Consider the following 24,474-nt stretch of genomic DNA (forward strand, 5'->3'; position numbering starts at 1 on the left):
CACACTCGCTAGAAGAGACGGGATTCGCTGTCGTCCACACCGCGCATGGCGTCATAGTCCAGCGTTATGCAGTCGATTCCGCGGTCGTTGGCCAGGACTTTGGCCTGGGGCTTGATCTGCTGGGCTGCAAAAATCCCACGGACGGGCGCCAGCAGTGGATCCCGGTTCAACAGCTCCAGGTACCGGGTCAGCTGCTCGACGCCGTCGATGTCGCCGCGCCGCTTCAGCTCAATCGCAACCGTTGCGCCGGTCGCATCCCGGGCAAGGATGTCTACGGGTCCGATCGCGGTGAAGTATTCCCGCCGGATGAGTGAGTAACCGGTTCCGAGCGTTTCGATCTGTTCTGCCAGGAGGCGTTGCAGGTCAGCTTCCACGCCGTCCTTGATCAGTCCGGGATCGACACCCAGATCATGTGAGGTGTCATGCAGTTGCTCGTAGATGTTGATGATGAGGCGGTCATCGGTCTTGGCCGACTGCACGGTCCACTGCTCAACGACGCCCTCTTCCACTTCGGTTTCCTCGGGGGAAGTTACGCGCAGCGTGGCCGGTGGGCTCATCCAGTTCAACGGCTTGTACGAGCCGCCGTCGGAGTGCACCAGCACCGAGCCGTCGGCCTTGACCAGCAGGAGCCTGGTGGCGAGTGGGAGGTGGGCCTTGAGACGGCCAACATAATCAACAGAACAACGGGCTATGACGAGTCGCACCCGCCTTACCTTACCCGGTGGCGGCCGGTCGCTGGGGCAGAATGGAATCATGCCCCGTTCCAACCGCCCTCGTCGCAACGCCGCCAGCACACGTTCGAACAAACCTGCCGGCAAGTGGGCAGACGAGGCCCCGGAACTGGACCTGGAACGGGCAAGGGCGGGGATTGCGCGCAGGGAAAGCGCCCCCGATGGCGACTGGATGGTCCGCACCATGACGGCGCGGAAGGCGGAGAAGCAGTACATCTGCCCGGGCTGCTCGACAGCCATCCTCCCCGGTATCGCCCATTTGGTGGTGTGGTCTGACAACCACCTTTTTGGCGAAGCCGCCGGGTTGGCCGAGCGCAGGCATTGGCACACCAACTGCTGGACGTCACGAACCTACCGGTACCGCTGACCAGGTCCCGCCGATTCCCTTAGGCTTGGGAGCATGACTTTCGACCCCGCTTCGTTCGTTTTCACTGCGCAGGATGCTCCCTCGGCGATCCGGGCCTCCACCGTCCTTCCCGCACGTCGGGAGAACGTGGAATTTACCACCGACGACGGAAAACTCTTGCTGGGGGAGCTGGCCGTGCCGGAGTCGGGGGAAATCACCGCAACGTTGATCACCCTTCATCCGCTGCCGACCCATGGCGGCTTCATGGACTCGCATGTCTACCGCAAGGCTTCCTACCGGCTTCCGGCGCTGGCAGGGGTGGCGGTCCTGAGGTTCAATACCCGTGGCACACACTCGCCGCGCGGTACCAGCCAGGGGCAGTTTGAAGAGGGCATCGGTGAGCGTTACGACGTCGAAGCCGCCGTCCGTTTCGCCGTTGAGCGTGGCCTGCCGAACCGGTGGTTGGTGGGTTGGTCGTTCGGGACGGAACTGGCACTGATGTACGGCGCAGTGGAACCTGTGGCATCACAGATCGAGGGCGCGGTCCTCCTGTCTCCGCCACTCCACCGGGCAACGGACGTCCACCTCAAGGAGTGGGCAGCCTCCGGAAAGCCGCTGACCGTGTTGGTTCCGGAACACGACGATTACCTTCGACCCGCGGAGGCAGCCCAGCGCTTCAGCCTGATACCGCAGGCGCGGCTGGTGGGCGTCGACGGTGCCAAGCACCTGTGGGTGGGGGAGAAGTACGCAGCGCGCGTCCTGGACGAAATCGTCGACGACGTCACTCCGGTAGGTGCCGGCGTGAACGGTCTGCCACGTGAGTGGGCGGGCCCGGTCGCCAACGCGGGATGAACGGGCCAACGCGGGATGATTAGGCCAACGCGGGACGACTGGACGGGGAAAATCAGTGCCTGTCCTGGCGCATGATGAAGACTTCCTTGATCAGCAGCATGATGGCCGCCGCTGTCGGAATGGCAATCAACGCACCCAGGACACCCAGCAGGCTTCCGCCGGCGATGACTGAGATCACGGCGACGGCACCCGGAACGGCCACTGCCCGCTGCATGATGCGCGGCGAGATGAAGTAGGCCTCGAACTGCAGGTAGGCAAAGTAGGCGATCGCATAGATAACGGCCGTTTGCCATCCGGCTGTCAGCGCCACGAGGATAACCACAACTGCGGCGATCATGCCGCCAACCAGCGGGATGAAGGCCAACAGTGCCACCACGAAGGCAAGCAGGACGCTGAAGGGAATGCCGAGGATGCTCATGACGATGAAGGCAAAGAATGCGTTCAGCAGGGCAACGCAGGCCTGGCCAATCACGTAGTTGCCCACTGAATCGGTAATCGCTTCCGAAAGTGCCTCGACACGGGGGCGGCGCGACCTCGGCGCCAGGCGGTAGGCCCATTTCTTCATGGATGGCAGGGCAGCCAGGAAGTACAGGCTAAGCACCAGGACAATCAGCGTGCCGAACAATCCGTTGGCCACGGTGGAACCGAAGCCCACCACGCCGCCGAAGATGCCACCCATGGCTTCGGGATCCTTGACGAACTTATCCAGTTCGGTAGTGATGCGGTCGCGAATGCCGAACTGGCTGTCCACGGTCCGGAAGAAATCAGAGTCGAGGAAGCCCCGTATCCACTCGGGCGCTTGCCGGACGATCTCGGAAACCTGTTCCACGATGGTGGGAATCAACGTTGCGAAGAACCCGGCGACCGCAAGGACCAGGACAGAGACGGATATCAGGATGCCGCCAGGGCGCGGCACCTTTCGCGTCTCAAGCCATCGGACTACCGGATCCAGACCGAGGGCGATGAAGAGCGCGGCAACGATCCATAGGATCAGCTGGGTGGTATTGCTCGCGATGTAAAAGACCAGCAGGGCCACGCCGACCCCCGCGGTGCCCATGAAGCCCACATATAACGGGTGCTGGGAGGACATGCGGGGCCCGGGAGCACCGAAATCGTTGTCTTCGTCGGCCTTGATGCCTTCCGCTGCAACAACGGCCTCGTCCTCGGGAGGCATCTCGAACCTGACCCGGGTGCGGGCTCCCGGGATGGGTTGCCTCAGCTTGCGGGCTATCGCGGCCAGGCGTCCGGTGCGGACCGGAACAGTAGCGGAGGTCCCATCCGCGGGGGCATCCACCACAGTTGACCCTGACTCATCGATGGGACGGGGCTCCAAGTGGTCTTTCACGCGGTTCTGCTGCCTTTTCTACGTTGTTTGCACTTTTTGTCTACGTTATTAGCCAAATGCGGTGGTGACGCTGCGATTTCAGGCGCTGGTCGCCTGGATATCATGATCATCGCCACACTATCAGGAGCCCGGAATCCGGCCTTGGCGGCGCCATTGCAGGGAACCAGGCGTCCCCGGCGGGATGGGCCGATCTGACTCTTTGATAACAAAACGGTTACCCTTGAAGTTCAACGACCGCTGATGATAGGTGATCCTGTGCGTTTGAAGACTGCAGCCTTGCTGGTGCTGCTGGGCCTGCTGACGATGCTGGCCGGCATTGGCCAGCTAACCTTCTGGGCCCCCGCCGAGACCGTGACGGCCTCGGTTCCCAGTGACACAAAAGCTGCCCCGCTGACCGTGATCGACCAAAAGTTGATCGCCCTCCATGACGGGCCGGTGAAGATCAAGATCCAGGGTGAAGGCAACTTCATCGTTGCCACGGGCCGCCCGGACGACGTCGAAGCCTGGGTGGGCAAAACTGCCCACAACACTCTGACGGGAGTCTCCCAGGACCAGAAGTCCCTTGAGGTTGCCTCCACTGACGGGGAAGCAACTGCTCCCTCTCCTGTAGGTTCGGATCTGTGGGTTAACACAGAAGACGCCAGCGGAGAACTGGACTACACCTGGAATCCTCCTGCTGGAGGCGAGTGGTCCCTCCTGGTAGCCAGCGACGGAACCAAGCCTGCGCCGTCGTCAATCTCGATGACCTTCCCCAACAACGCAACCACGCCTTGGGCCGTGCCGCTCATCGTGCTTGGCATTATCATCATGCTTGCCGGAGTAGCCCTCCCGTTCGTTTCCAAGGCCATCAGCAACCGCCGCAAGGGCGATGAGCACCGTAAGGGTGATGACTTCGGTGGACCGCGTGGTGGCGGGGAAACCACCACCCTGCCCGTCCAGGCGCCGCCCGGCAAGGCTGACGGTCGCCGCGGCGCTGGAGCAGAAGGCTCAAGCCTGCGCGTTACTGCCGTTGCCGCTGCACTCGCAACCGCGCTTGTGGGAAGTTCGGCGATCGCTGCCCAGGCAACGTCCACGCCCAAACCCACCAACTCTTCTTCCGCTTCGACGGAAGGGGACGCGGCACCTGTAATGCTCGAATCCCAACTGCAGCGCATCCTGGAGCAGGTTGCCAGCACTGTGGACGCAGCGGATGCCGCCAAGGATGCGGCCAAGCTCGCGCCGCGCGTGGACAAGATGGAACTCCAGGTCCGCACCCAGAACTACAAGATCCGCTCCACGGTGTCTGCTTACGAGCCCCGGATGCCGGTTCGTGCCACCAAGCTCCAGAGCAGCGTCATCAGTACCAAGCGCGACTGGCCGCGTACGGTCTTTGCCCTGACCCAGGGTGAGGGCAACGTCGTGCCCCAGGTCCTGACGTTGGTCCAGCTCTCACCGCGGGAAAACTACAAGCTCTGGGGCAGCGCTCCGTTGCAGCCGGGCACCAACTTCCCGTCGTTCCCCGTTCCCCGTGACGGAACCGCTCCTGCCGCAGCTGATGACAAGACCGGCCTGGCTTACAGCGGCAACGAAGCCTTGGGAATCCTTGGCGAGATGCTGACAACTCCTGACTCACCCAACAGGAGCAAGCTCGCTGATGGTCAGTCCTCGCCGTACATCGCCGGTGCCCTTGCCTACCAGGCGGACACCGTGAAGAACGGAACCAGTGCCAACTTCAAGTTCTCCCATACACCGGTGAACAACCAGACCGTGGTGCTGCGCACGGCAGATGGCGGCGCCCTGGTGGTCGGGCGCCTGGACTTCGCTTTTGAAGGAACACCGAAGGCGGCAGGGGACAAACTGATTCTCGAGGACGACTCCGCTGTTTTCGCCGGCGGCAAGGAAACCACCACAGGTATGGTCCTGAACTTCGCCGAATCGGTGGCCGTTTACATTCCGCCGGCAGGTTCTGCTGATCCCATGAAGCTCGTAGCCGCTACCCGCGGACTCGTGGGAGCCAGCTTCAAGTAGGACATGCCCATGGCAAGGCAGCGGCTAGAGTGGACGGTATGAGTTCGCCCGGATACCGACCCACTCCAGCCGCTGCCAGCCAGCTGAACCTGCGCGGCGCCGTCGACCTCTCGTCGTTGCGCCGGCCCGCCGCCCCGCCCCAGTCGCCGCCTGCAGGCGCGCCAACCGATTCCGCCAGCCCGGAATCGGGGGCACCCAGCGGAGCCGAATCGGGACGTGCACCCCTTCGCGTGGACGCTACCGAAACCAATTTCCAGGATCTGGTGCAGTTGTCCGCCCAGATACCTGTCCTCTTCCTTCTCTGGTCGCGCTATGCCGCCGAATCTCCGGCTGTCCTCGACGCAGCCCAGCGCGTCGTCGAAAGCTATGGCGGACGCTTGGTTCTTGCTGCCGCTGACGTTGATGCGTTCCCTCAACTCGCACAGGCCTTCCAGGTCCAGGCAGTGCCCACGGCTGTTGCCGTCGTCAAAGGGCAGCCCGTGCCGTTGTTCCAGGGCCCTGCCGATGACGAGCAGATCCGCAGCCTCGTTGATGAACTGCTCAAGGTTGCAGCCGCCAACGGCGTGACCGGAAGCATCGGTGATGCTGCGCCGGAGGGCGAAGCGGAACCAGCACCGCTGCCTCCCCTCCATCAAGCAGCCATCGATGCAATCGAGGCCGGAGACTACGCCGGAGCGGCGGCTGCCTATAAGCAAGCATTGTTGGAAATGCCCGCCGACGCAGACGCCAAGGCAGGCTTGGCGCAGGTGGAGCTGATGGCCCGGCTTGAGAAGATCTCAGCTGCCGAAGCTGAAAACCTCCGGGAACTGGCAGCACAGGAGCCCGACAATGTGCAGGCCCAGCTGGGCGTGGCCGACCTCGACATCTCCGGTGGGCACATCGAGGATGGATTCAACCGCATCATTGCATTCATCGGCCGGAATTTCGGTCCCGAGCGCGAGACCGCCCGCCTACGCCTGCTTGAACTTTTCGAAGTAGTGGGCACGTCGGATGAGCGGGTGGCCAAAGCCCGTCAAGGACTTGCGAGGGTTCTGTTCTAGTGCCCTCGGCGCTGTTTACGCCCCTGCAGCTGCGTTCGCTCCACATTGCGCATCGTGGGTGGGTTTCACCTATGTGCCAGTACAGTTGCACCCCGGAAACGGGTGAAGGCATACCCAACGACTGGCACTTGATGCACCTGGGATCCTTTGCGGCCGGTGGTGCTGCGTTGATCCTGGGTGAAGCTGCTGCGGTGAATGCCTCAGGCCGGATCAGCCCCAGGGACGCTGGACTGTACTCCGATGAGCAGGCTGCCGGCTGGGAGCGGATTGTCCACTTCGTTCACCAGCACGGCGCCGTCGACTGCAAGATCGGTGCCCAGCTCGCGCACGCCGGGCGTAAGGCGTCGACGTACTGGCCGTTTTCAGACCGGACGGGTTCCGTTCCAGCTTCCGACGGCGGCTGGGTCACTTTTGGTCCTACCCAACAGCCCTACGACGGTTACGCGGCGCCGGAAGCCATGAGCGAAGAAGACATCCGTGGAGTTATTGCCGACTTTGCAGCTGCGGCCGCCCGGGCTGTGGCCGTAGGTTTTGACACCGTGGAAATCCATGGCGCACACGGGTATCTGCTTCACCAGTTCCAAAGCCCCCTTATCAACACCCGTACTGATAAATGGGGTGGCACTGAGAATGGGAGGAACCGGTTGATGCTCGCGGTCGTAGACGCCGTGCGAGAGGTCATTCCGGATTCCATGCCATTGTTGTTGCGGATTTCCGCAACTGATTGGGCGGAAGGGGGAGTGGATATCGATGCCTCCGTCCGCCTTGCCAAGGCCGCGTCCGAACGCGGTGTCGACCTCGTGGACGTCTCCAGTGGCGGGGCGGTCGCCCATCAACAAATCCGGCCCGCTCCCGGTTACCAGGCTGGATTCGCCGAACAGGTAAAACGCGACGCCGGTATACCCACCGGCGCAGTGGGCCTGCTCACAAGTGCCACCCAGGCCGAGGATATCGTGGCAAACGGGCGTGCCGATGCGGTCTTCATGGCGCGGGCAGCGTTGCGCGATCCGCACTGGTGGCTCAGGGCCGCTTATGAGCTCGGACACGAAATTTCCTGGGTTCCGCAGTACCGCAGAGCCATACCCCGCCACGGCTTCTAGCACGTCCCGACACCACTGTAAGCCGGGGCTAGGCTGGAGCCATGACGGAACCGCGCCATGAACCACTCTCCCAGCCATCCCGGCTTCGCCGGCCTGCACCGCAGGATTCCGCGGTTGAACCCGGACTGTCAGCAGACCCGCACAGGGACCTATCGGCCCTGTCCATCCGCGGCCTGGCCAAGCGGTTCGGCGGAAAGATCGCTGTCGCTGGCCTGAGCCTGGAGGTTCCAGTGGGTTCTTTCTATGGAATGGTGGGTCCGAACGGTGCCGGCAAGACCACCACATTGTCTATGGCCACTGGGCTGCTGAGGCCGGACTTTGGCACGGCGTTGGTCCATGGTGTGGACGTTTGGGCCCAGCCCCTGGAGGCCAAGAAGCTCATGGGTGTGTTGCCCGATGGTGTCCGTTTGTTTGACCGGCTGACCGGGGAACAGCTGGTCACCTATGCGGGCCTGCTCCGCGGCATGGACCGGGACGTGGTTCGTCCTCGGGTGACCGAACTGTTGGCCGCCTTGGACCTTGAAGCCGATGCCGGATCCTTGGTGGTTGATTACTCGGCAGGTATGACCAAGAAGATTGCGTTGGCTTCGGCGCTGATCCATGCTCCGCGGCTGCTCGTATTGGACGAGCCCTTTGAATCGGTGGATCCGGTGTCGGCTGCAAACATCAGGGGCATCCTTGAGAGCTACGTATCTTCCGGAGGTACGGTCATCGTCTCCAGCCACGTCATGGACCTCGTGCAGCGCATGTGCAGCCATGTGGCAGTTGTGGCATCAGGACGTGTCCTCGCGGCGGGGTCCGTGGATGAAGTCCGGAACGGTTCCACGCTGGAGGAACGTTTTGTGCAGTTGGTAGGCGGCGGGCACCGGACGGAGGGACTGGAGTGGTTGCGCACCTTCTAAGCCTTAAATGGCGGTTGCTCATGAACGGCTTCAAGCGCAGCCCCGCGCAGCTCATCGGAATGGGCATCGGGCTGTTGTATGCGCTGGGAATCGTGGTCCTGTTGATTGGAGCCTTGATTGCCCTGCGTTGGGCGGACCCTGAAATCGCCCGGACCGTAGTGGTCTTGGGCGGTGCTGCGGCAATGCTGGGCTGGGCAGTGGTTCCCCTTCTTGCCTCCGCAGCCGACATGACGCTGGATCCCGCACGGTTCACCACGTCTGCGATCCCACCCCGCCAGCTTCTCACCGGCCTTGCTTTGGCGGGTTTCATCGGGATTCCGGGCCTTGCCACAGCCCTTGTCGCGCTGGCGACTGTTGGCACGTGGTGGCGGAGTTTTCCATCCGTGGCGGGTGCGTTGCTGGGCGCGATTTTGGGAGCCTTGACCTGCATCGTGTTGTCCAAAGTGGTGACGACGGCGACTGCCGGCCTGGCATCGTCCCGCCGTTTCAAGGACGTCAGCAGCATTGTCTTTTTCATCCCGCTCATGCTGATGGGTCCCATCATCGTGGGTATCGTCGACGGAGTTCGCGGCACGGCGGATTATCTCCCTGGGCTCGCCCGTACAGTCTCTTGGACCCCTCTTGGCGCGGCCTGGTCCCTGGGCGGTGACCTCGAGGCCGGCGATGTTGCTTCCGCCGGACTGAAACTCCTCATTGGTGCTGCAACCCTGTCCGGATTGCTGCTGTGCTGGCACCTGCTGCTGCAACACGCTTTGGTGACCCCGCCGTACGCCGGAGGTTCCGCCAAGAAGGGCGGCAAGCGTGGGCTGTTCGATCTACTGCCAGGTACACCGGCTGGCGCGGTTGCTGCCCGCGCCTTGATTTATTGGATGAAAGACCCTCGATACGCGGGCTCGCTGGTGGTCGTTCCACTGTTTCCGGTGATTTTCTTCTTCAGCGGGAGCCAAAGCGGTGATTACGGAATGCTCATGCTCCTTGGGCCGCTGACGGCGTTTGTCATGGCGTGGTCCATCTGCGCTGATGTTTCCTATGACAACACCGCTTTTGCCCTTCACCTGGCAGCAGGTGTCAGGGGTGTGGATGACCGCCTGGGCCGTGCCATTGCGTGCTTAACCATTGCCCTGCCTCTTGTGCTTCTCTTTTCCATAGGTCCGTTCTTCTTCACCGGTTCCTGGGCGTGGGCTCCGAACGTGGTGGGACTGTCGCTGGGCACGTTGTTCACCGGCTTGGGTTTATCCTCGGTGATCTCTGCGCGATACAACATCGCTGTGCCCTTGCCCGGTGACAGCCCGTTCAAGAAGCCACCTGGCAACGTTGCCCAGACGCTGGCCGTGCAGATGATAGGCATGGGTGTCCTGGTTCTCTTGCTCCTGCCGCAGCTTGCGCTGGTGGGGGCCCAACTGTTTACCGGCAGCGTCGTCCCCGGCTGGATTAACCTTGGTGTGGGTCCACTTTTGGGCATTGGCCTGTTCATTGTCGGAGTGCGCCTGGGCGGTAAATGGTTGGATGCACGGGGCCCGGAGATGTTCGCCCAGGTCAGTGTGAACCGCTGACGCCGTAACAACCATGGCAAGCTCATGGGACATGGGATAACCTCGTGTCAATACCGCGCAATTCCTACACAAGAAAGGCAGTGACGATGGAAGTTGTCATTCTCCCTGGCACCAAACAGATTGGCGCACTGGCGGCAGATGCCATCGAAGCCCTTGTGCGCCGCAAGCCGAACGCGGTCCTGGGTTTGGCCACGGGCTCCTCTCCGCTGCCTATCTACGACGAATTGGCCCGGCGCTACGAAGCCGGGAGCGTGGACTTCAGTGAGGCACATGGATTCGCGCTTGATGAGTACGTTGGACTTGAAGCAGGTCATCCTGAGTCGTACCGCGAGGTGATCCGGCGCGAGTTCACCAATCGGGTAAACATCAAGCCTGAGAATGTGCATGGCCCCGATGGTGCCGCCGAGGACCTGGAAGCAGCCTGCCAGGCCTACGAGGATGCAATTAAGGATGCCGGCGGCGTGGACCTCCAGATCCTGGGCGTCGGCACGGACGGCCACATCGGATTCAATGAACCCGGTTCATCGCTGGCATCCCGCACCCGGATCAAAACGCTGATCGAGCAGACCCGCAAGGACAACGCACGCTTTTTCAACAGCATCGACGACGTCCCGCACCACGTGGTCACCCAGGGGTTGGGCACCATCATGGATGCCCGCCACGTCATCCTGGTGGCTACGGGTGCGCAAAAAGCCCAGGCAGTGCGGGATTTCGTCGAAGGTCCGGTAGCCGCAATTTGCGCTGCATCCGTCCTTCAGATGCATCCCCACGCCACAATATTGGTGGACGAGGCCGCGGCGTCGTCGCTGAAGCTGGCCGATTACTACCGCCACACCTATGACAACAAGCCGGAGTGGCAGGGTCTGTAGACGGTAAGATGGATGCCATGACTACGCTTCCTCCGGATCCATTCGAAAACGACCCCATGCGCGAGCTTTCCGGAGCCGGAACGTCCACATCCACCATTGAGCGCGAGGAAACGCGCCAGGAAGTGGAGCCCGGCGACCGCGAGCGGTTCGCGCACTATGTGCGCAAGGAAAAGATCATGGAGTCGGCAATGACCGGCGAGCCCGTCATTGCCCTCTGCGGCAAAGTCTGGACGCCGGGGCGCGATCCCCAGAAGTTCCCGGTCTGCCCGGAGTGCAAGGAGATCTATGAGGGCCTCCGTCCCGGCAATGACGGTGGAGACAGCGGCCCGGGCAACTCCAAGTAGTGGGTAGGGAGAGAACACAGGCCCCTTCCCGTAGTGACCGCAATGCGGTCCGTTGCCGCGTGCCCGGAGAACCGGGGCTAATTTTCGCTGCCATCAGGCCGGGGGAGTCCGCATGACAGAAACATTATTTGGTGGTCCATCCCTGCCTCCGGCGTACCCGGAACGCGCCGCATGGGGTACAGCGCCCAAGCTGCGTGCCTGGCAGCAGGAAGCCCTGGACCTCTACATGGCCAGGCATCCAAAGGATTTCCTGGCCGTGGCTACGCCTGGCGCCGGTAAAACTACCTTCGCCTTGCGCATTGCCACCACGCTGCTGGATAGCGGCGTAGTTAACAGGATCACCATCGTGGCTCCCACGGATCACCTGAAGCGGCAGTGGGCTGACGCCGCTGCCCGGGTGGGCGTCGCCATTGACCCCAACTTCAAGAATTCCGATGGCCAGCATGGCCGTGGATTCGTTGGCGTCGCTGTGACGTATGCCCAGGTGGCGAGCAAGCCGATGCTGCACCGTGCCAAGACAGAAGCCGCCCGGACGCTGGTCATCCTGGACGAAATCCACCACGGTGGAGAGGCCCTGTCCTGGGGAGACGGCTTGCGCGAGGCCTTTGACCCAGCGGCAAGGCGCCTTTCACTGACCGGTACGCCGTTCCGTTCCGATACCTCACCCATCCCGTTCGTGGAATACGCCGAGGACCGCGACGGCATTCGCCGCTCCAAAGCCGATTACACGTATGGCTACGGCAATGCCCTCCGGGACCACGTGGTGCGTCCCGTGCTTTTCATGGCCTACTCGGGCCAGATGCGCTGGCGGACCAGTGCGGGTGACGAAATGGCCGCCTCCCTTGGGGAAGCGGCTGTCACCAAGGACATCACGTCACAGGCCTGGCGGACGGCGTTGAACCCGACCGGCGAATGGATTCCGGCTGTCCTTGCCGCCGCGGATAAACGCCTTGGCGAAGTTCGCCGGACGGTCCCGGACGCCGGTGGGCTGGTTATCGCCACGGACCACGACGACGCCCGTGCCTACGCAGGGCAGCTTAAGAAGATCACCGGGCAGTCGCCCACGGTAATTCTCTCTGACGACTCCAAGGCTTCCAGCAAGATCGAGGAATTCTCCGCGGGAGACAAGCGGTGGATGGTCGCCGTCCGGATGGTGTCCGAAGGCGTGGACGTTCCCCGCCTCTCGGTGGGCGTCTACGCCACGTCCACCTCGACGCCGCTGTTTTTTGCCCAGGCCGTAGGCCGTTTTGTGCGTGCCCGCAAAAGGGGCGAGACGGCGTCGGTCTTCCTGCCCTCGGTGCCACCCCTGATGGTGCTGGCCAATACCATGGAGGCCGAGCGCGATCACGCCCTTGACCGCCCGGAAAAGGATGAGGACGGACTCTTCAGCCCTGAAGAGAACCTCATGGCCGAGGCCAACCGCGAGGACAAGGCCTCGGACGAGCTCACCAAGGGCAAGTTCGAAGCCCTCGATTCGCAGGCTTCCTTTGACCGCGTCCTTTTCGACGGCGGTGAATTCGGTACGGGAGCGGACATCGGCTCCGATGAGGAGTTGGACTTCCTCGGCATTCCGGGGCTTCTCGACGCCGAGCAGGTAGGGACGTTGCTGCGTCAGCGGCAGCACGAACAGCAATCGCGCAAAAAGCGCCAGTCGCCTTTGGCTGCCGCAGCTTCTCCGGCCGTACCCGACCACCGCATGCTCATGGACTTGCGCAACGAACTGGCCAAGAACGTAGCCGCGTGGTCCGCTCGGACAGGTACACCGCACGGAGTAGTGCACACGAAACTGCGCGAACTATGCGGTGGACCTGCTGTAGCCCAGGCGAACGAGGAACAACTTCAGGCGCGGTTGCGTAAGTTGCAGGATTGGTTCATCGGGCGAAAGTAGCCGGACCTGGCGGCGTTAAACCCAGCTGCGTTAAACCTGGCTGCGTTCAACCTCGACGCCGGCGGCTTCCATTTCGTCGAAGGTTTCGGTGAGGTCCCCGGCGATTCCCGCTGTCAGGTCCGCAATGACCGTAGTGGCATATCCGGCCTGTACGGCGTCAAGGGCCGTTGCCTTGACGCAGTAGTCCGTGGCGATGCCTACGACTACCACCTCTTCGACGTCGTGGCTTTGCAGCCAGTCATCGAGGCCGATGGCATCTTCATCCAGGACCTCGGAGACGACGGACCCGGCCTTGAGATCCCCGGAAGGGACGTCGTCTTCCGGGGCAAGGACGCCTTCAAAGCCGGAGTAGGCCGCTGTGTACTGTCCTTTACGGAAGTAAGCCTGGATGTATTCCGGGTCCAGGTCCTCGTGGAGTTCAGCTCCTTTGGTCCGGGCCCGGCAGTGCGGCGGCCAGGAATCCACCATGTCCGGCTCATCGGAGAAATGGCTGCCCGGTTCGATGTGCCAATCCTGGGTGGCCACGATGTGGTCAAAATGCTGCTGGTTCGCATCCACGTACTCGGTGATGGCGCCGGCAACTGCGGCGCCTCCTTCGACGGCGAGGCTACCGCCTTCGCAGAAGTCGTTCTGGACATCGACGATGATCAGGGCCCTGGACATCAATTCTCCTCGTAGATGGTGGGGATGGCGGCCTCACCGCGCTGCAGGCGGTTCACTACGGCGGGCAATTCGGCCATGCTGGCGGCGTGCCGTTCTTTGGCGCGGATCACGCCTTCGGGGCCAGTCCAGCCGGGCAGGAGTTCACCATTCTTGATGAACTGGTGCAACAATGAACGGTCGTTTCCGTCGTCTTCCGGCCGGCGACCTATTCCAACGATCTCCTGCGTGGCCCTTCCGTGTTCGTTGAGTTTGCGCAGGGCGTACTTGCGTCCACCTACGCTGGCCTTGTTCTTGGCCGCTTTCGCAACGGAGATGAACTCGCCGGCGTCGTTTGTCCTGCTCACCAGTTTGTACACCATGCTGGCGGTGGGAGCGCCTGAGCCCGTGACCAAGGACGTGCCAACCCCGTAGGAGTCCACGGGGGCGGACTGGAGGGCGGCTATGGCGAATTCGTCCAGGTCCGAGGTAACTACTATCCGGGTGTTCACGTTTCCAAGGTCATCCAGCAGTTGCCGGACCCACTGCGCCTGGGCAATCAGGTCGCCCGAGTCCAATCGGACGGCGCCCAGTTTGTCCCCGGCCAGTTCGACGGCGGTGCGCACCGCTGTTTCGACGTCGTACGTGTCTACCAGCAGCGAGGTTCCCGGGCCGAATGCGGCGATTTGTGCTTCGAAGGCCTCGCGTTCGGTGTCGTGGAGGAGCGTGAAGGAGTGCGCCGCCGTGCCAACGGTTTTGATGCCGTAGCGTCGTCCGGCCTCAAGGTTGGAGGTGCTGGCGAAGCCGGCGATTACTGCCGCGCGGGCAGCCGCCGTCGCGGATTCTTCCTGGGTGCGCCGGGAACCCATTTCGATGCATGGCCGGCTGCCGGCCGCTGACGTCATCCTTGATGCGGCAGAGGCGATGGCGCTGTCGTGGTTCAGGACGGAGAGGATGTAGGTCTCCAGGATGCAGGCTTCTGCGAACGTGGACTCAACGATGAGGATGGGGGAGTTGGGGAAGTAGGCGTCGCCTTCCGCGTAGCCCCAGATGTCTCCAGTGAATTTGTAGTTGGCAAGGTAGTCCAGTGTCTCCTGGTTGACCACCTTGTTCCGCTCAAGGAATGCGAGCTCGGCTTCACCGAAGCTGAAGTCGGCAATTCCTTCCAGGAGGCGGCCGGTTCCCCCTACCACGCCGTAGCGGCGGCCGTCGGGCAGGCGCCGGGCGAACGCTTCAAACACTGAGCGGCGATGGGCAGCCCCCGAGTGCAGGGCGGCCTGGAGCATCGTCAACTCGTAGTGGTCGGTGTACAAGGAAGTGGCGGGATGGTCCCAAGACGTGGCTCTACTCACGAATTCACTCTAGTGCGAGCCGCCATAGAATGGACAGATGACCCCTAGCGTTGCATTTGGCACGGACATTGATGAGCGGACGGAAGCTGTAGAACAGACGTCCACCGATGTCCTGACTGCCCCGGACATCCCTTGGAATTTGGTGATCTGGAATGATCCCGTCAACCTCATGAGTTACGTCAGCTATGTGTTCCAGAGTTACTTCGGCTACTCCGAGTCCAAAGCACACAAGCTCATGATGGAAGTCCACAGGAAGGGCCGCTCCATCGTGGCGCATGGCAGCAAGGAACAGGTTGAGCAGCACGCAGTAGCCATGCACGGCTTTGGACTGTGGGCCACCGTGGAGAAAGCGGCAAGCGGAAACGAAGCACCCGGGAAGGGCGGCCGCCAGCGTGGCTAAGGCATTCAAATACGGACTCAAGGGAATCACCGGCTACCTTGAGCCTGCCGAACGGGATCTACTACGCGGGCTGCTGGACGACGTCATCTCGATGCTGGAGTCCGATGCCCGGGAGAACGAGGACCCGCTGGCCGCCTTGATCGGCTTGGACATGGACGTGAAGCAACCGAGCGATCGCGCCTTGCTGCGGCTTTTGCCGAATGTCATGAAGGACGACGACGGCGGCTCGCTTGAGTTCCGCCAATTGACCGAACGCTCCGTGCGGGAAAACAAGATTGGCGCGTTGAAGGCCACAGCGATGGGCCTGGACAAGGATGATCTTGTCCTGACCCTGGAGGACGCAACGCGCTGGTCCATGGCCTTGAATGATGTTCGCCTGGTTTTGGCCGAACGCCTGGACATCCGCGATGAGGCGGACGCCGAGCATATCCACAGCATGCAGGACTGGAGCCAGGCGGAGGACGTGGAGAGTTACCTGGCGTTGGTCTACAACTTCACCACCTGGCTCCAGGAGTCTCTGGTGCAATCGATGATGTCGGCCAGGCAGGCAAAATCCTGATCCGGGAGGTCATCACCGGGCCTGCCTATGTGACACACCAGACACGAGGCGGAGGCCACAGGTAATGGCCGCAACACAGGGGAAGCCTTATTCTCGAATAATCATGACTTCAGCATCTGGCAGTTCAACGGGCGACAGTTCAAAGGGCGACGATTCAACAGGCGCCGGATCATCAGGCGCCGGATCATTAGACGCCACAGGGGTCGCGGTTGCTGCCTCGCCCGCTGACCTGGTGGTCCCCAATGAGCTCATGGGGTCCCGTCCGATTGGTGTCTTTGATTCCGGCGTGGGTGGGTTGACGGTAGCCCGCTCCATCATCGATCAACTCCCCAACGAATCGATCCTGTACGTGGGGGATACCGCAAATGGACCCTATGGGCCACTGCCCATCGCCGAGGTCCGGGCCAACGCACTGGGTGTGATGGACGAGCTCGTGGATTCGGGTGTGAAGCTGCTGACCATTGCCTGCAACTCTGCTTCGGCCGCAGTTCTCCGGGATGCGCGTGAACGCTATACCGCGCGATATGGGATCCCTGTTATCGAGGTCATCCAACCCGCTGTGCGTAGAGCGGTCGCGGCCACCCGTTCCGGCAGGATCGGCGTCATTGGGACCTCCGCCACCGTGGGCTCGCGCGCCTATGAGGACACGTTCGCGGCAGCCCCCGATCTTGCCATTACCTCTGTGGCTTGTCCGGCCTTCGTGAGCTTCGTTGAAGCCGGCGTCACCACGGGAGCTGACCTTCTGGCAGCGGCGAATGAGTATCTGGAGCCGCTGAAACACGCTGGTGTAGACACCGTGGTGCTTGGATGCACGCACTACCCCCTCTTGACCGGGGTGATCTCTTTCGTCATGGGCGAGGACGTGACCCTGGTGTCCAGTGCGGAGGAAACTGCAAAGGACGTCTACCGCGCTTTGACCACCCACGGTATCCAGCGAACCGATGCAAGTGCCCCCAGCCATGAGTTCATTGCAACGGGGGATGCTGTCCAATTTGAAACATTGGCCCGCCGTTTCCTCGGCCCCGAGGTCTTGTCCGTCAAGCACGTCGACCACGTGGCTGCGCAATACCCCACCGGAAGCCTGGCGCGCATCACGCCGGAAATGCTGGAAGCGGCCAGGAGCGGCGCGGGACTGTCGCGTCGCTCCTACTTCGTGCAACCGGAAAGGGGACCCAGCCCCGGTTCCAGCGCAACCTTGGGACGTGGCCTGTGAAACTGACCATCGTGGGCTGTACTGGTTCATTTCCGGGTCCCGGCTCGCCGGCGTCGTGCTATCTGGTGACTGCGCATGACGGTGAGCGGGAATGGAAGATCGTCATGGACCTTGGGAGCGGAGCGTTGGGCGCCATCCAGCGTTACACGGATCTTGAGGACATCGACGCCATATTCCTCACGCACCTGCACCCGGACCATTGCATGGACTTGTGTGGCCTCCACGTAGCGGTCCGGTGGAAGCCCGGCGGTTGGGGGCGGGACCGGATTCCCGTGTGGGGGCCGGCAGCAACTGCGGACAGGATGGCAACTGCCTATGGGCTGGACCTGGATCCCGGCATGCATGAGGAGTTCGACTTTACCAATTGGGCCGAACAGAAGCCCGTCACTGTTGGTCCTTTCACGGTGACGCCTTACGGCGTCAACCATCCCGTGGAAGAGGCTTATGCATTGCGTGTGACGGCAACGGAACCAGGCAAGGACGGAACGCCGGTAACCCGCGTACTGACATATTCGGGGGACACCGATTCGTGCCAGGGGCTGGAAGATGCGGCCAGTGGCGCTGATTTGTTCCTGTGCGAGGCCGCGTTCGAGGAAGGCCGCGATGACGGCATCAAGGATGTGCATCTAACGGGTAAGCGTGCCGGGGAGGCCGCCATGAACGCCGGCGCCAAACGCCTGCTTCTGACCCACATTCCGGTGTGGACTTCGCAGACCAAGGTAATGTCCGAGGCCAAGCCGGTGTTTGCCGGGGACGTTGCTGTTGCCGTCGCCGGGGTCCACTACACGATCTAAGCCCCTCCGGATGGTGCCCTGTACGCCTGGCCGGCTGGGCGGCGTCGGGCGTTGTCCCATCGTCGCTAAGCTTGAAGCATGACTTCTGAAGCTACAGCCACACCCGTTATCCGCGCCGACGGCCGGACCCCCGATCAACTGCGTCCTATCAGCATTACCCGCGGCTGGTCCAAGCAGGCCGAGGGCTCGGCGCTCATCGAGTTCGGAAACACCCGGGTACTGTGCACGGCTTCCCTGACCGAAGGCGTTCCACGCTGGCTCAAGGGCGAGGGCCGCGGCTGGGTTACCGCCGAATACGCCATGCTGCCCCGGGCAACGAACACCCGATCCGACCGCGAGTCCGTGAAGGGCAAGATCGGCGGACGCACGCACGAGATCTCCCGCCTCATTGGCCGTTCGCTGCGCTCCATCATCGATACCAAAGCCCTGGGCGAGAACACGATCGTCCTTGACTGCGATGTCCTGCAAGCCGACGGCGGTACCCGCACCGCGGCCATCACCGGCGCCTATGTGGCGCTTGCCGAAGCGATTCGGTTTGCCCGCGAAAACAAACTCATCGCCCGTAATGCCGAGCCGCTGGTGGACACGATTGCTGCCGTTTCCGTGGGCATCATCGATGGCGTGCCGATGCTGGACCTGCCGTACGTCGAGGATGTCCGGGCCGAAACGGACATGAACGTGGTGGTCACTGGATCCGGCAAGTTCGTGGAGGTCCAGGGAACGGCCGAGGGCGCTCCGTTCGACCGCGATGAGCTCAACGCCCTGTTGGACCTCGCCCTGATCGGCACGGGCCAGCTTGCGGCTATCCAGCGCGAGACGCTGGCGGAAGCTCCGTGAGCGGCGACTCCGCCTCCGGTGCTCCGCGGCTGGTCCTGGCAACGCACAACCAGGGCAAGTTAAAGGAACTCCGGGAGCTGCTTCGCGGCCAGGTTCCAGGGCTCGACGTCGATACCCAAGTGGTGGATGCAGCTGCCGTTGGTGCACCGGACGTGGCGGAAACCGGGGTCACCTTTGCTGAGAACTCACTCCTGAAGGCGCGTGCCGTGGCTGAGGCAACGGGTTTGGTGGCCATCGCGGATGACTCGGGGCTTGCCGTTGATGTCCTGGGCGGAGCGCCAGGCATCTTCTCCGCCCGGTGGTCGGGAAAGCACGGGGACGACGCAGCGAACCTGCGCTTGCTGCTCGCGCAGCTCTCCGATGTGCCGGACACCTTCCGCGGGGCAGCTTTTGTGTGCGCGGCCGCCCTGGCAGTGCCCGGAGCAGATGGAATTACGCACGAAACCGTTGAGTACGGGCAGCTCGAAGGCACCCTGCTGCGCGAGCCACGTGGTGAGGGTGGGTTCGGGTATGACCCCGTGCTCCAGCCCGCGGGGATGGACCGCAGCTGCGCGGAGCTGACATCCGAGGAAAAGAACGCCATCAGCCATCGAGGCCAGGCATTCCGGGCTTTGCTCCCCGCGATCGTTGCAGCGCTCTCGGGCGTTCATTCCAGCTAACAATTCCAACCAACACTGGAAACCGGCTCTCGGAAGTCCAGGTTTGGCCATGCAGGAGAAGGCACCCCGCTTTTGCGTCGGTGCCTTCTCCTGTATGGCTAAAAAAGTGCGGTGGGGCCTACTTCTCGCGGTGCTTTCCGCCTTCGTGCTCCTCGATGAATTCCTCCACGGGGTTGCTGCCTTCCGCGGCAGCTTTGCGCTTGGCGACGACGCCGCGGCTTACCTCGATGATGATGGGAATAACCGAGATCAGGACAATGACGATGAAGATGATGTCCAGGTTGCTGCTGACCCACGGAACCCGGTCGCCCAAAAGGTACCCAAGCAAGGTGACACCGCCGCCCCAGAGGGCGGCGCCAATGACGTTGAAGAGGAAGAATTTGCGTTTGTCCATCTGGGCCACGCCGACGATCACCGGTACGAACGTACGGATGATGGGGACGAACCGGGCCAGAATCAGGGCTTTGCCGCCGTGCTTCTCAAAGAAAGCGTGGGCGCTTTCGACGTTTTCCTTCTTGAAAAGCCTGGAGTCGGGGCGGTTGAAGATTGCAGGGCCGGCCTTTGAGCCAATGAGGTAGCCGGTCTGGTTGCCAATGATCGCCGAAACGATAATGAGGGCGGCCAAGGCCCAGATATTGAACTTGATGGTGTCTGTGGCTACAAGGAGGCCAGCGGTGAACAGCATGGAATCGCCGGGCAGGAAGAAGCCCACCAGCAGACCGGTTTCGGCGAAGACAATGCCGCATACCAGCAGCACTACCCACGGGGCCAAGGCTGGATCAGCCAGGAAGACCTGGGGGTTAAGCCAGTCCGGCAGGAACGAGGCCATGGGTGGACGCACCGGTCCCGCGCCCCCGAAAGTGGATACGGCTAAGTCGTTCATCGCAGTAAAGATCACCTATCAAGCCTACTGGACGGCCGTCGTCGTAACCCTCACCACAATGCGGCCCGGAAACGCCGCCCCGCCGCGGAAACCGGCAAGAACGCACCCTTTCGGCCTGTAACCTTGTCCAGTGGCATTGGACTTTACGGCGATCGACTTTGAAACAGCCAACGGCTTCAGGGGGTCGCCGTGTTCGGTCGGCCTCAGCAAAGTCCGCGGTGGTGTGGTGGTGGAGGAAGCCTCCTGGCTCATGCGCCCGCCGGAGAACCATGACCACTTCGAGTTTCACAACACCCGCATCCACGGCATCCGTGCCGAAGACGTTGCCGGCCGTCCCAGGTTCGGGGACCTCTTCCCCGAAATCGGTGCCTTCATCGGCAATGACGTCCTTGCGGCACACAACGCAGCCTTTGATCTGGGCGTTATCCGATCCGGCTTGGAGGTCTCCGGACTTGCAGGCCCGGCCTACGAGTACGTTTGCACCGTGATGCTGTCCCGCCGCTGCTACTCGTTGGTGTCCAACTCGCTGCCGTACGCAGCGGAGGAAGCCGGAGTACCCCTGGTCAACCACCACGATGCCGCCGAGGACGCACGCGCCTGCGCAGGAATCCTGGTGGACATCGCCCGCCGTAACAACGCCAACAGCATCGCGGAACTCTATCTTTCGCTTGGCCTCACGTTGCCCAGGCAACCTGCCTTCGATCCCATGAATGGCCTCTCCAAGCCCACCCTTGCCGCGCTCGCGGGCAGGAAGGCAAATAGTCCCGCGGAGCAAACCCTGGACGGCGCCCTGAACGGTCCCGGACGTGCATGGTCCGCATGGCCCGAGGAAGGCCCTAATCCGTTGCCGAATCCCGCAGCCGAACCGGGACATCCGCTGTTCGGCCAGACGGTGGTCTTCACCGGCGACCTCATCATGACCCGTCCCGAGGCCAAGTCCCGGGCAGCAGAGATGGGTGCACGCCCCGAAAGCAGGGTGACCGCACGCACCACCGTGCTTGTGGTGGGCGACGGATTCGTGGCCGGGGACCTGCGCGCCGGGCGGCTGACGGGCAAGGCCAAGCGGGTCTTGGAACTTCACGCGAAAGGCCAGCAGATCGAGGTGGTCTCGGAAGGCGAGTTCCTGCAAATGGTGGGCGGAAACTAACGCCTGCGTCCGGTGGGAAGCTAATCAGCCTGTGGTGACGGCGAGCAGCCGGTCCGCCATGCCACGAATGACCTCTGTGCCTTCCAATGCCCCGAGCCATTCGGCAGGAAGGCAAGCTTCGCCGTAGTAGGCGCCCAAAATGTTTCCGGCGATGGAACCGGTGGAATCGCTGTCGCCACTGTGGTTGATGGCCACCGCGATGGCTTGGCGGAAGTGCTCAGTGGGCTCGCTGCCTTGCGTGGAGAGAACCGCATAAAGCCCGACGGCGAGTGCCTCCTCAGCGACCCAGCCCTCACCCAGCGCTGTGACCAGCTTTTCAGGACTGAGGGGAGCGGGCTCCGAGGATAGCCTCAAAGCCGCTTCCAATCGCCCGGGCAGTTCGGGCGCTTTGGTGGGCACGCCGTTCACGTAGTCCAAGGCGCCAATAGCTGCGGTGCGGACGTCACTGCCGGCCACAATATTCTGGATCATCAAGCTGAAGGCAGCCGCGCTCAGCCGTGCTGACGGGTGTCCGTGCGTCAACGAGGCAGCATCTGAACTGAGTTTGTACACGGCTTCACGGGAGATATGGGGCACGAGTCCAAACGGTGCAGAACGCATGACTGTGCCACACCCCTTGGAATCGGGGTTAACTGGCCTGGCCACGGTGCCCATTTCTCCTGAAGCCAATCCGCTGAGGCAGGTGTTTCCCGGGGCCCGACGACGCCGGAGTACTTCCTGGCCGTCTATCCACCGGGGTTGCGGAACCGGGGCAGAAGGGGAAACGGCAACGTCCTGGGTTGCCAGCCAGCGAAGGTAGGCCAGCCAAAGGCAGGCGATCTCATCTGCCGCCACCCCATCATTGGCCCATTCGAGGGCGTCGACCAGGCCGTCCACGGTGTACAGCGTCATCTGCGTGTCGTCCGAAAACTCGCCCATGGCGTCGAGCTGGTCAAACGACGTGAGCCCGGCGGAACCGTAACGGGCACGAATGGCATCAAGGCGGTCGAACTCTACTGCGTAGCCAAGGGAATCACCCAAGGCCCCTCCCAGCAGTGTCCCGTGGACGCGGGATTCAAACGACGGGGCGGCGGGGGAGGACGCTTCAAAACTCATGCCATCAACTTACCGCGCCCTGCTGTATCCGATGGGGTAAGCAGTTGATGTGGACGGCCGCTGATATGGTTGGGAGGCTGCCCAGCACTAGGAAAACTTGGAGAGATGACGTGCGTGAACCGGCTTGGCGACGGACAGGCAAGACACCTGACTACAGGTTCTCCTTGGCGAACGAACGGACCTTCCTTGCGTGGATCCGGACGTCGTTGGCGTTGCTCGCCGGGGCCATTGCCATCGATCAACTGGCTCCCAACATTGCCCCCCAGCCAGTCAGGATCGTCCTCTGTGTGCTCCTGTCCCTGATCGGCGCCGGCCTGGCCGCACTGTCATACCGCAGGTGGGGGCAAATGGAAGCTGCGATGCGCAACGATGAAGCCTTGCCGTTCTCCTGGGTCATGCTGCTCATGACGATCGTGGTGGCCGTGGCGGCATTCGCTTTCGCCGTGTTGATTTTGGTGGCGCGATGACCGGGTTTGCGCGATGACGAGGTTTGTAGGATGACGAGGCCCGCACGTTGAGCATGGACCTCCGTGATCCCGGTCTACAGCCGGAACGGACCACGCTGGCCTGGCGGCGAACCCTCATTTCGCTGGTGGTGGTGGATCTTTTCATCTGGCGCAGTTGGCTTACCTCCGAGCCCTCAACGGGCCATCTCATTCCGGGCCTTCCCGGGCTGGATTACCAAGGTATCTGCGCCCTCATGGCTGCTGCCGCCACCGTTGTGCTGGCTTCTGTGGTGTGGGTCCGATCACGCCAGCTTCATGCTGGAACCGAGGCAGCTTCGGCACGGCTCATCTTTGTCAGCACCCTGGCCGTGATAGGGCTCGGCCTAACTGCGATCGCGGCCATTGCCTTGGGCGGCTAAGCTCGGATCGGTAGTCAGCCGGGACCCAGCAACCGTCCAGACTCAACTGGCAGGATGCTCAAGGGCTTTGCCCCGCGTCCACACCACCAACCGTAAGGAATCATTCGACATGACCTCTCCTGTGCAAGCCACGACCGACCACGAACCGGGGCTGTTCGCGCGGCTGTCCGCTGAAGCCGTCGGTTCGATGTTTGTTGTGCTCGTGGCAGTGGGCGTGTCGATCTTCTCGAACCCTTCATCAGCGCCCCTGCCCGCCGCACTTGCGACCGGCCTGACGGTGACGGTGGCCATGCTGGCCTTCGGTCACGTTTCCGGCGGTCACTTCAATCCAATAATCACTCTGGGCAACCTGATCGCCGGCCGCATCCGCGCGCTGGCAGCTGTTGCCTACCTTGCGGCGCAGATCATCGGCAGCGTGATCGGCGCAGCTTTGGCCTACGTTGTGGTTCTGACGGTTCCGGTCCTGACGGATGCGCGGGCTGCCTTCGGCTCTGTGGCGGCCGGTTATGGAGAGCATGCTGCCGCCCAAACCCAGATGGCAGGGGTCTTGATCGTTGAAGTTGTTGGCTCCGCCTTGCTGGTTGCGGTGTTCCTTGGAGCGACTGCCGGACGCCGTGCCTTTCCTGCCGTGGCCCCCTTTGCCGTGGGCCTTTGCGTCGCCGTGTTGTTGCAGTTTGGCCAGGTCCTTGGCAACCTTCCGTTTAATCCCGCACGCGCAACTGCACTGGCTTTCTTCAGCCCGTCATGGGCCGTGGAAGGATTGTGGCTCTTCTGGGTAGCCCCACTGATGGGCGCCGCGCTGGCCGGACTCGCTTTCCGTGGCTTTGGCTACGCCTCCTCCGCCACTACCCCTGAAGATGACGCGGCGTCAGCGACGGCCGGAACTATCGAGGGCGAGCACCTGGACGCCGATGACACTGACGATTTCCAGGCAGAGGCAGAGGCAGAGGCAGAGGCAGCGGCAGTGGAGACCGGGACCGTCCGGAAAGAAGCTGCTGCAGATGACGCGCGCGACTTCTTTGACGGCAAGAAGGGCTAGGAGACTGACAGGATC

General features: G+C 62.5%; 27 protein-coding genes. 21 read left to right on the forward strand and 6 right to left on the reverse strand.

From position 1 onward, the window contains the following. Positions 1–8 precede the first annotated feature (8 nt). Positions 9–704: an endonuclease NucS gene (nucS, locus tag J2Y41_RS13305; protein WP_216923947.1), complete on the reverse strand. Its 696-nt coding sequence runs from the start codon at positions 702–704 to the stop codon at positions 9–11. A gap of 49 nt (positions 705–753) precedes the next feature. On the opposite strand from nucS, the gene J2Y41_RS13310 reads away from it, so the two are divergent. Then, positions 754–1,098 (forward strand): ATP/GTP-binding protein, encoded by a 345-nt coding sequence (locus tag J2Y41_RS13310; protein ID WP_224090942.1) that lies wholly within the window; start codon positions 754–756, stop codon positions 1,096–1,098. A 33-nt stretch (positions 1,099–1,131) separates the two neighbouring features. Continuing rightward, positions 1,132–1,929, forward strand: coding sequence for an alpha/beta fold hydrolase (locus tag J2Y41_RS13315; protein WP_309929010.1), 798 nt, complete (start codon positions 1,132–1,134; stop codon positions 1,927–1,929). A 52-nt stretch (positions 1,930–1,981) separates the two neighbouring features. On the opposite strand, the gene J2Y41_RS13320 is transcribed toward J2Y41_RS13315, so the two are convergent. Beyond that, positions 1,982–3,274 carry an AI-2E family transporter gene (locus J2Y41_RS13320; RefSeq protein ID WP_309929014.1) on the reverse strand — a complete coding sequence of 431 codons (1,293 nt, stop codon included), beginning with the start codon at positions 3,272–3,274 and terminating at the stop codon, positions 1,982–1,984. Between the two features lie 240 nt (positions 3,275–3,514). On the opposite strand from J2Y41_RS13320, the gene J2Y41_RS13325 reads away from it, so the two are divergent. The 8 genes from J2Y41_RS13325 (at position 3,515) to J2Y41_RS13360 (ending at position 12,977) form a co-directional block, all read left to right on the forward strand. Beyond that, the gene (locus J2Y41_RS13325; RefSeq protein WP_224090940.1) at positions 3,515–5,281 is read left to right on the forward strand and encodes a hypothetical protein; all 1,767 of its coding nucleotides are present in this window, start codon (positions 3,515–3,517) and stop codon (positions 5,279–5,281) included. A 38-nt stretch (positions 5,282–5,319) separates the two neighbouring features. Beyond that, positions 5,320–6,321: a tetratricopeptide repeat protein gene (locus J2Y41_RS13330; protein WP_309929018.1), complete on the forward strand. Its 1,002-nt coding sequence runs from the start codon at positions 5,320–5,322 to the stop codon at positions 6,319–6,321. After that, positions 6,321–7,421 (forward strand): NADH:flavin oxidoreductase/NADH oxidase, encoded by a 1,101-nt coding sequence (locus J2Y41_RS13335; RefSeq protein ID WP_309929020.1) that lies wholly within the window; start codon positions 6,321–6,323, stop codon positions 7,419–7,421. Before J2Y41_RS13330 ends, J2Y41_RS13335 begins: the two co-directional genes overlap by 1 nt. A gap of 41 nt (positions 7,422–7,462) precedes the next feature. Beyond that, entirely contained in the window at positions 7,463–8,323 is an 861-nt protein-coding gene (locus J2Y41_RS13340) for an ABC transporter ATP-binding protein (protein ID WP_309929022.1), read from the forward strand. Next, a complete protein-coding gene (locus J2Y41_RS13345) occupies positions 8,305–9,876 on the forward strand; it encodes a transporter (protein WP_309929024.1) in 1,572 nt (523 codons plus the stop codon). Before J2Y41_RS13340 ends, J2Y41_RS13345 begins: the two co-directional genes overlap by 19 nt. An 86-nt stretch (positions 9,877–9,962) precedes the next feature. Beyond that, positions 9,963–10,745, forward strand: a complete 783-nt coding sequence (gene nagB, locus J2Y41_RS13350; protein WP_216923939.1) for a glucosamine-6-phosphate deaminase — start codon at positions 9,963–9,965, stop codon at positions 10,743–10,745. A gap of 8 nt (positions 10,746–10,753) precedes the next feature. Continuing rightward, positions 10,754–11,089 carry a DUF3039 domain-containing protein gene (locus J2Y41_RS13355; protein ID WP_216923938.1) on the forward strand — a complete coding sequence of 112 codons (336 nt, stop codon included), beginning with the start codon at positions 10,754–10,756 and terminating at the stop codon, positions 11,087–11,089. A 112-nt stretch (positions 11,090–11,201) separates the two neighbouring features. After that, positions 11,202–12,977, forward strand: coding sequence for a DEAD/DEAH box helicase (locus J2Y41_RS13360; protein ID WP_224090930.1), 1,776 nt, complete (start codon positions 11,202–11,204; stop codon positions 12,975–12,977). A 30-nt stretch (positions 12,978–13,007) separates the two neighbouring features. Here J2Y41_RS13360 and J2Y41_RS13365 read toward each other — a convergent pair whose 3' ends face one another. Continuing rightward, positions 13,008–13,640: an isochorismatase family protein gene (locus tag J2Y41_RS13365; RefSeq protein WP_224090928.1), complete on the reverse strand. Its 633-nt coding sequence runs from the start codon at positions 13,638–13,640 to the stop codon at positions 13,008–13,010. Then, complete coding sequence (locus J2Y41_RS13370) at positions 13,640–14,968, reverse strand: nicotinate phosphoribosyltransferase (RefSeq protein ID WP_224090926.1); 1,329 nt, start codon at positions 14,966–14,968, stop codon at positions 13,640–13,642. Before J2Y41_RS13370 ends, J2Y41_RS13365 begins: the two co-directional genes overlap by 1 nt. A gap of 37 nt (positions 14,969–15,005) precedes the next feature. Between J2Y41_RS13370 and clpS the strand changes: the two genes are divergently transcribed. The 6 genes from clpS to rdgB all read left to right on the forward strand — a co-directional run bounded on the left by clpS (position 15,006) and on the right by rdgB (position 19,430). Continuing rightward, on the forward strand, positions 15,006–15,368 hold the full coding sequence (gene clpS / locus J2Y41_RS13375; protein ID WP_216923934.1) for an ATP-dependent Clp protease adapter ClpS: 363 nt from the start codon (positions 15,006–15,008) through the stop codon (positions 15,366–15,368). Continuing rightward, entirely contained in the window at positions 15,361–15,927 is a 567-nt protein-coding gene (locus J2Y41_RS13380; protein ID WP_224090922.1) for a DUF2017 domain-containing protein, read from the forward strand. Before clpS ends, J2Y41_RS13380 begins: the two co-directional genes overlap by 8 nt. Positions 15,928–15,991: 64 nt before the next feature. Continuing rightward, positions 15,992–17,140, forward strand: a complete 1,149-nt coding sequence (murI, locus tag J2Y41_RS13385; protein ID WP_309929032.1) for a glutamate racemase — start codon at positions 15,992–15,994, stop codon at positions 17,138–17,140. Beyond that, a complete protein-coding gene (locus J2Y41_RS13390; protein WP_309929035.1) occupies positions 17,137–17,934 on the forward strand; it encodes an MBL fold metallo-hydrolase in 798 nt (265 codons plus the stop codon). The genes murI and J2Y41_RS13390 overlap by 4 nt, the downstream gene beginning before the upstream one ends. Before the next feature lie 78 nt (positions 17,935–18,012). Further along, complete coding sequence (gene rph, locus J2Y41_RS13395) at positions 18,013–18,771, forward strand: ribonuclease PH (RefSeq protein WP_254186194.1); 759 nt, start codon at positions 18,013–18,015, stop codon at positions 18,769–18,771. Further along, complete coding sequence (rdgB, locus tag J2Y41_RS13400; protein WP_309929040.1) at positions 18,768–19,430, forward strand: RdgB/HAM1 family non-canonical purine NTP pyrophosphatase; 663 nt, start codon at positions 18,768–18,770, stop codon at positions 19,428–19,430. The genes rph and rdgB overlap by 4 nt, the downstream gene beginning before the upstream one ends. 118 nt (positions 19,431–19,548) lie before the next feature. Here rdgB and J2Y41_RS13405 read toward each other — a convergent pair whose 3' ends face one another. Continuing rightward, on the reverse strand, positions 19,549–20,313 hold the full coding sequence (locus J2Y41_RS13405) for a DedA family protein (protein ID WP_224090919.1): 765 nt from the start codon (positions 20,311–20,313) through the stop codon (positions 19,549–19,551). Between J2Y41_RS13405 and J2Y41_RS13410 the strand changes: the two genes are divergently transcribed. Continuing rightward, a complete protein-coding gene (locus tag J2Y41_RS13410) occupies positions 20,258–20,434 on the forward strand; it encodes a hypothetical protein (RefSeq protein WP_309929152.1) in 177 nt (58 codons plus the stop codon). The two genes, J2Y41_RS13405 and J2Y41_RS13410, sit on opposite strands and share 56 nt — an antisense overlap. A 9-nt stretch (positions 20,435–20,443) precedes the next feature. Beyond that, complete coding sequence (locus tag J2Y41_RS13415; protein ID WP_224090915.1) at positions 20,444–21,460, forward strand: exonuclease domain-containing protein; 1,017 nt, start codon at positions 20,444–20,446, stop codon at positions 21,458–21,460. 24 nt (positions 21,461–21,484) lie between these two features. On the opposite strand, the gene J2Y41_RS13420 is transcribed toward J2Y41_RS13415, so the two are convergent. Next, the gene (locus J2Y41_RS13420; protein ID WP_309929046.1) at positions 21,485–22,555 is read right to left on the reverse strand and encodes an ADP-ribosylglycohydrolase family protein; all 1,071 of its coding nucleotides are present in this window, start codon (positions 22,553–22,555) and stop codon (positions 21,485–21,487) included. Positions 22,556–22,665: 110 nt separating this feature from the next. On the opposite strand from J2Y41_RS13420, the gene J2Y41_RS13425 reads away from it, so the two are divergent. The 3 genes from J2Y41_RS13425 (at position 22,666) to J2Y41_RS13435 (ending at position 24,459) form a co-directional block, all read left to right on the forward strand. Next, on the forward strand, positions 22,666–23,022 hold the full coding sequence (locus tag J2Y41_RS13425) for a YidH family protein (RefSeq protein ID WP_309929050.1): 357 nt from the start codon (positions 22,666–22,668) through the stop codon (positions 23,020–23,022). 53 nt (positions 23,023–23,075) lie between these two features. Next, the gene (locus J2Y41_RS13430; RefSeq protein WP_224091073.1) at positions 23,076–23,420 is read left to right on the forward strand and encodes a DUF202 domain-containing protein; all 345 of its coding nucleotides are present in this window, start codon (positions 23,076–23,078) and stop codon (positions 23,418–23,420) included. Between the two features lie 109 nt (positions 23,421–23,529). Then, positions 23,530–24,459, forward strand: a complete 930-nt coding sequence (locus J2Y41_RS13435) for an aquaporin (protein WP_309929053.1) — start codon at positions 23,530–23,532, stop codon at positions 24,457–24,459. Positions 24,460–24,474: the final 15 nt, after the last annotated feature.

Origin of the sequence: Arthrobacter sp. 1088, from assembly GCF_031455315.1 — a bacterium.
Taxonomy (GTDB): domain Bacteria; phylum Actinomycetota; class Actinomycetes; order Actinomycetales; family Micrococcaceae; genus Arthrobacter.

Bases quoted from the DNA above. Each gene is read 5' to 3' on its own strand.
- clpS (WP_216923934.1), top strand. From the start codon at position 15,006: ATGACCCCTAGCGTTGCATTTGGCACGGACATTGATGAGCGGACGGAA.
- J2Y41_RS13340 (WP_309929022.1), top strand. From the start codon at position 7,463: ATGACGGAACCGCGCCATGAACCACTCTCCCAGCCATCCCGGCTTCGC.
- J2Y41_RS13330 (WP_309929018.1), top strand. From the start codon at position 5,320: ATGAGTTCGCCCGGATACCGACCCACTCCAGCCGCTGCCAGCCAGCTG.
- J2Y41_RS13410 (WP_309929152.1), top strand. From the start codon at position 20,258: ATGGGTGGACGCACCGGTCCCGCGCCCCCGAAAGTGGATACGGCTAAG.
- J2Y41_RS13325 (WP_224090940.1), top strand. From the start codon at position 3,515: ATGATAGGTGATCCTGTGCGTTTGAAGACTGCAGCCTTGCTGGTGCTG.
- J2Y41_RS13310 (WP_224090942.1), top strand. From the start codon at position 754: ATGCCCCGTTCCAACCGCCCTCGTCGCAACGCCGCCAGCACACGTTCG.
- J2Y41_RS13315 (WP_309929010.1), top strand. From the start codon at position 1,132: ATGACTTTCGACCCCGCTTCGTTCGTTTTCACTGCGCAGGATGCTCCC.
- J2Y41_RS13435 (WP_309929053.1), top strand. From the start codon at position 23,530: ATGACCTCTCCTGTGCAAGCCACGACCGACCACGAACCGGGGCTGTTC.
- J2Y41_RS13365 (WP_224090928.1), bottom strand. From the start codon at position 13,640: ATGTCCAGGGCCCTGATCATCGTCGATGTCCAGAACGACTTCTGCGAA.
- J2Y41_RS13430 (WP_224091073.1), top strand. From the start codon at position 23,076: ATGGACCTCCGTGATCCCGGTCTACAGCCGGAACGGACCACGCTGGCC.
- J2Y41_RS13360 (WP_224090930.1), top strand. From the start codon at position 11,202: ATGACAGAAACATTATTTGGTGGTCCATCCCTGCCTCCGGCGTACCCG.
- nagB (WP_216923939.1), top strand. From the start codon at position 9,963: ATGGAAGTTGTCATTCTCCCTGGCACCAAACAGATTGGCGCACTGGCG.
- murI (WP_309929032.1), top strand. From the start codon at position 15,992: ATGGCCGCAACACAGGGGAAGCCTTATTCTCGAATAATCATGACTTCA.
- J2Y41_RS13355 (WP_216923938.1), top strand. From the start codon at position 10,754: ATGGATGCCATGACTACGCTTCCTCCGGATCCATTCGAAAACGACCCC.
- J2Y41_RS13405 (WP_224090919.1), bottom strand. From the start codon at position 20,313: ATGAACGACTTAGCCGTATCCACTTTCGGGGGCGCGGGACCGGTGCGT.
- rph (WP_254186194.1), top strand. From the start codon at position 18,013: ATGACTTCTGAAGCTACAGCCACACCCGTTATCCGCGCCGACGGCCGG.
- J2Y41_RS13420 (WP_309929046.1), bottom strand. From the start codon at position 22,555: ATGAGTTTTGAAGCGTCCTCCCCCGCCGCCCCGTCGTTTGAATCCCGC.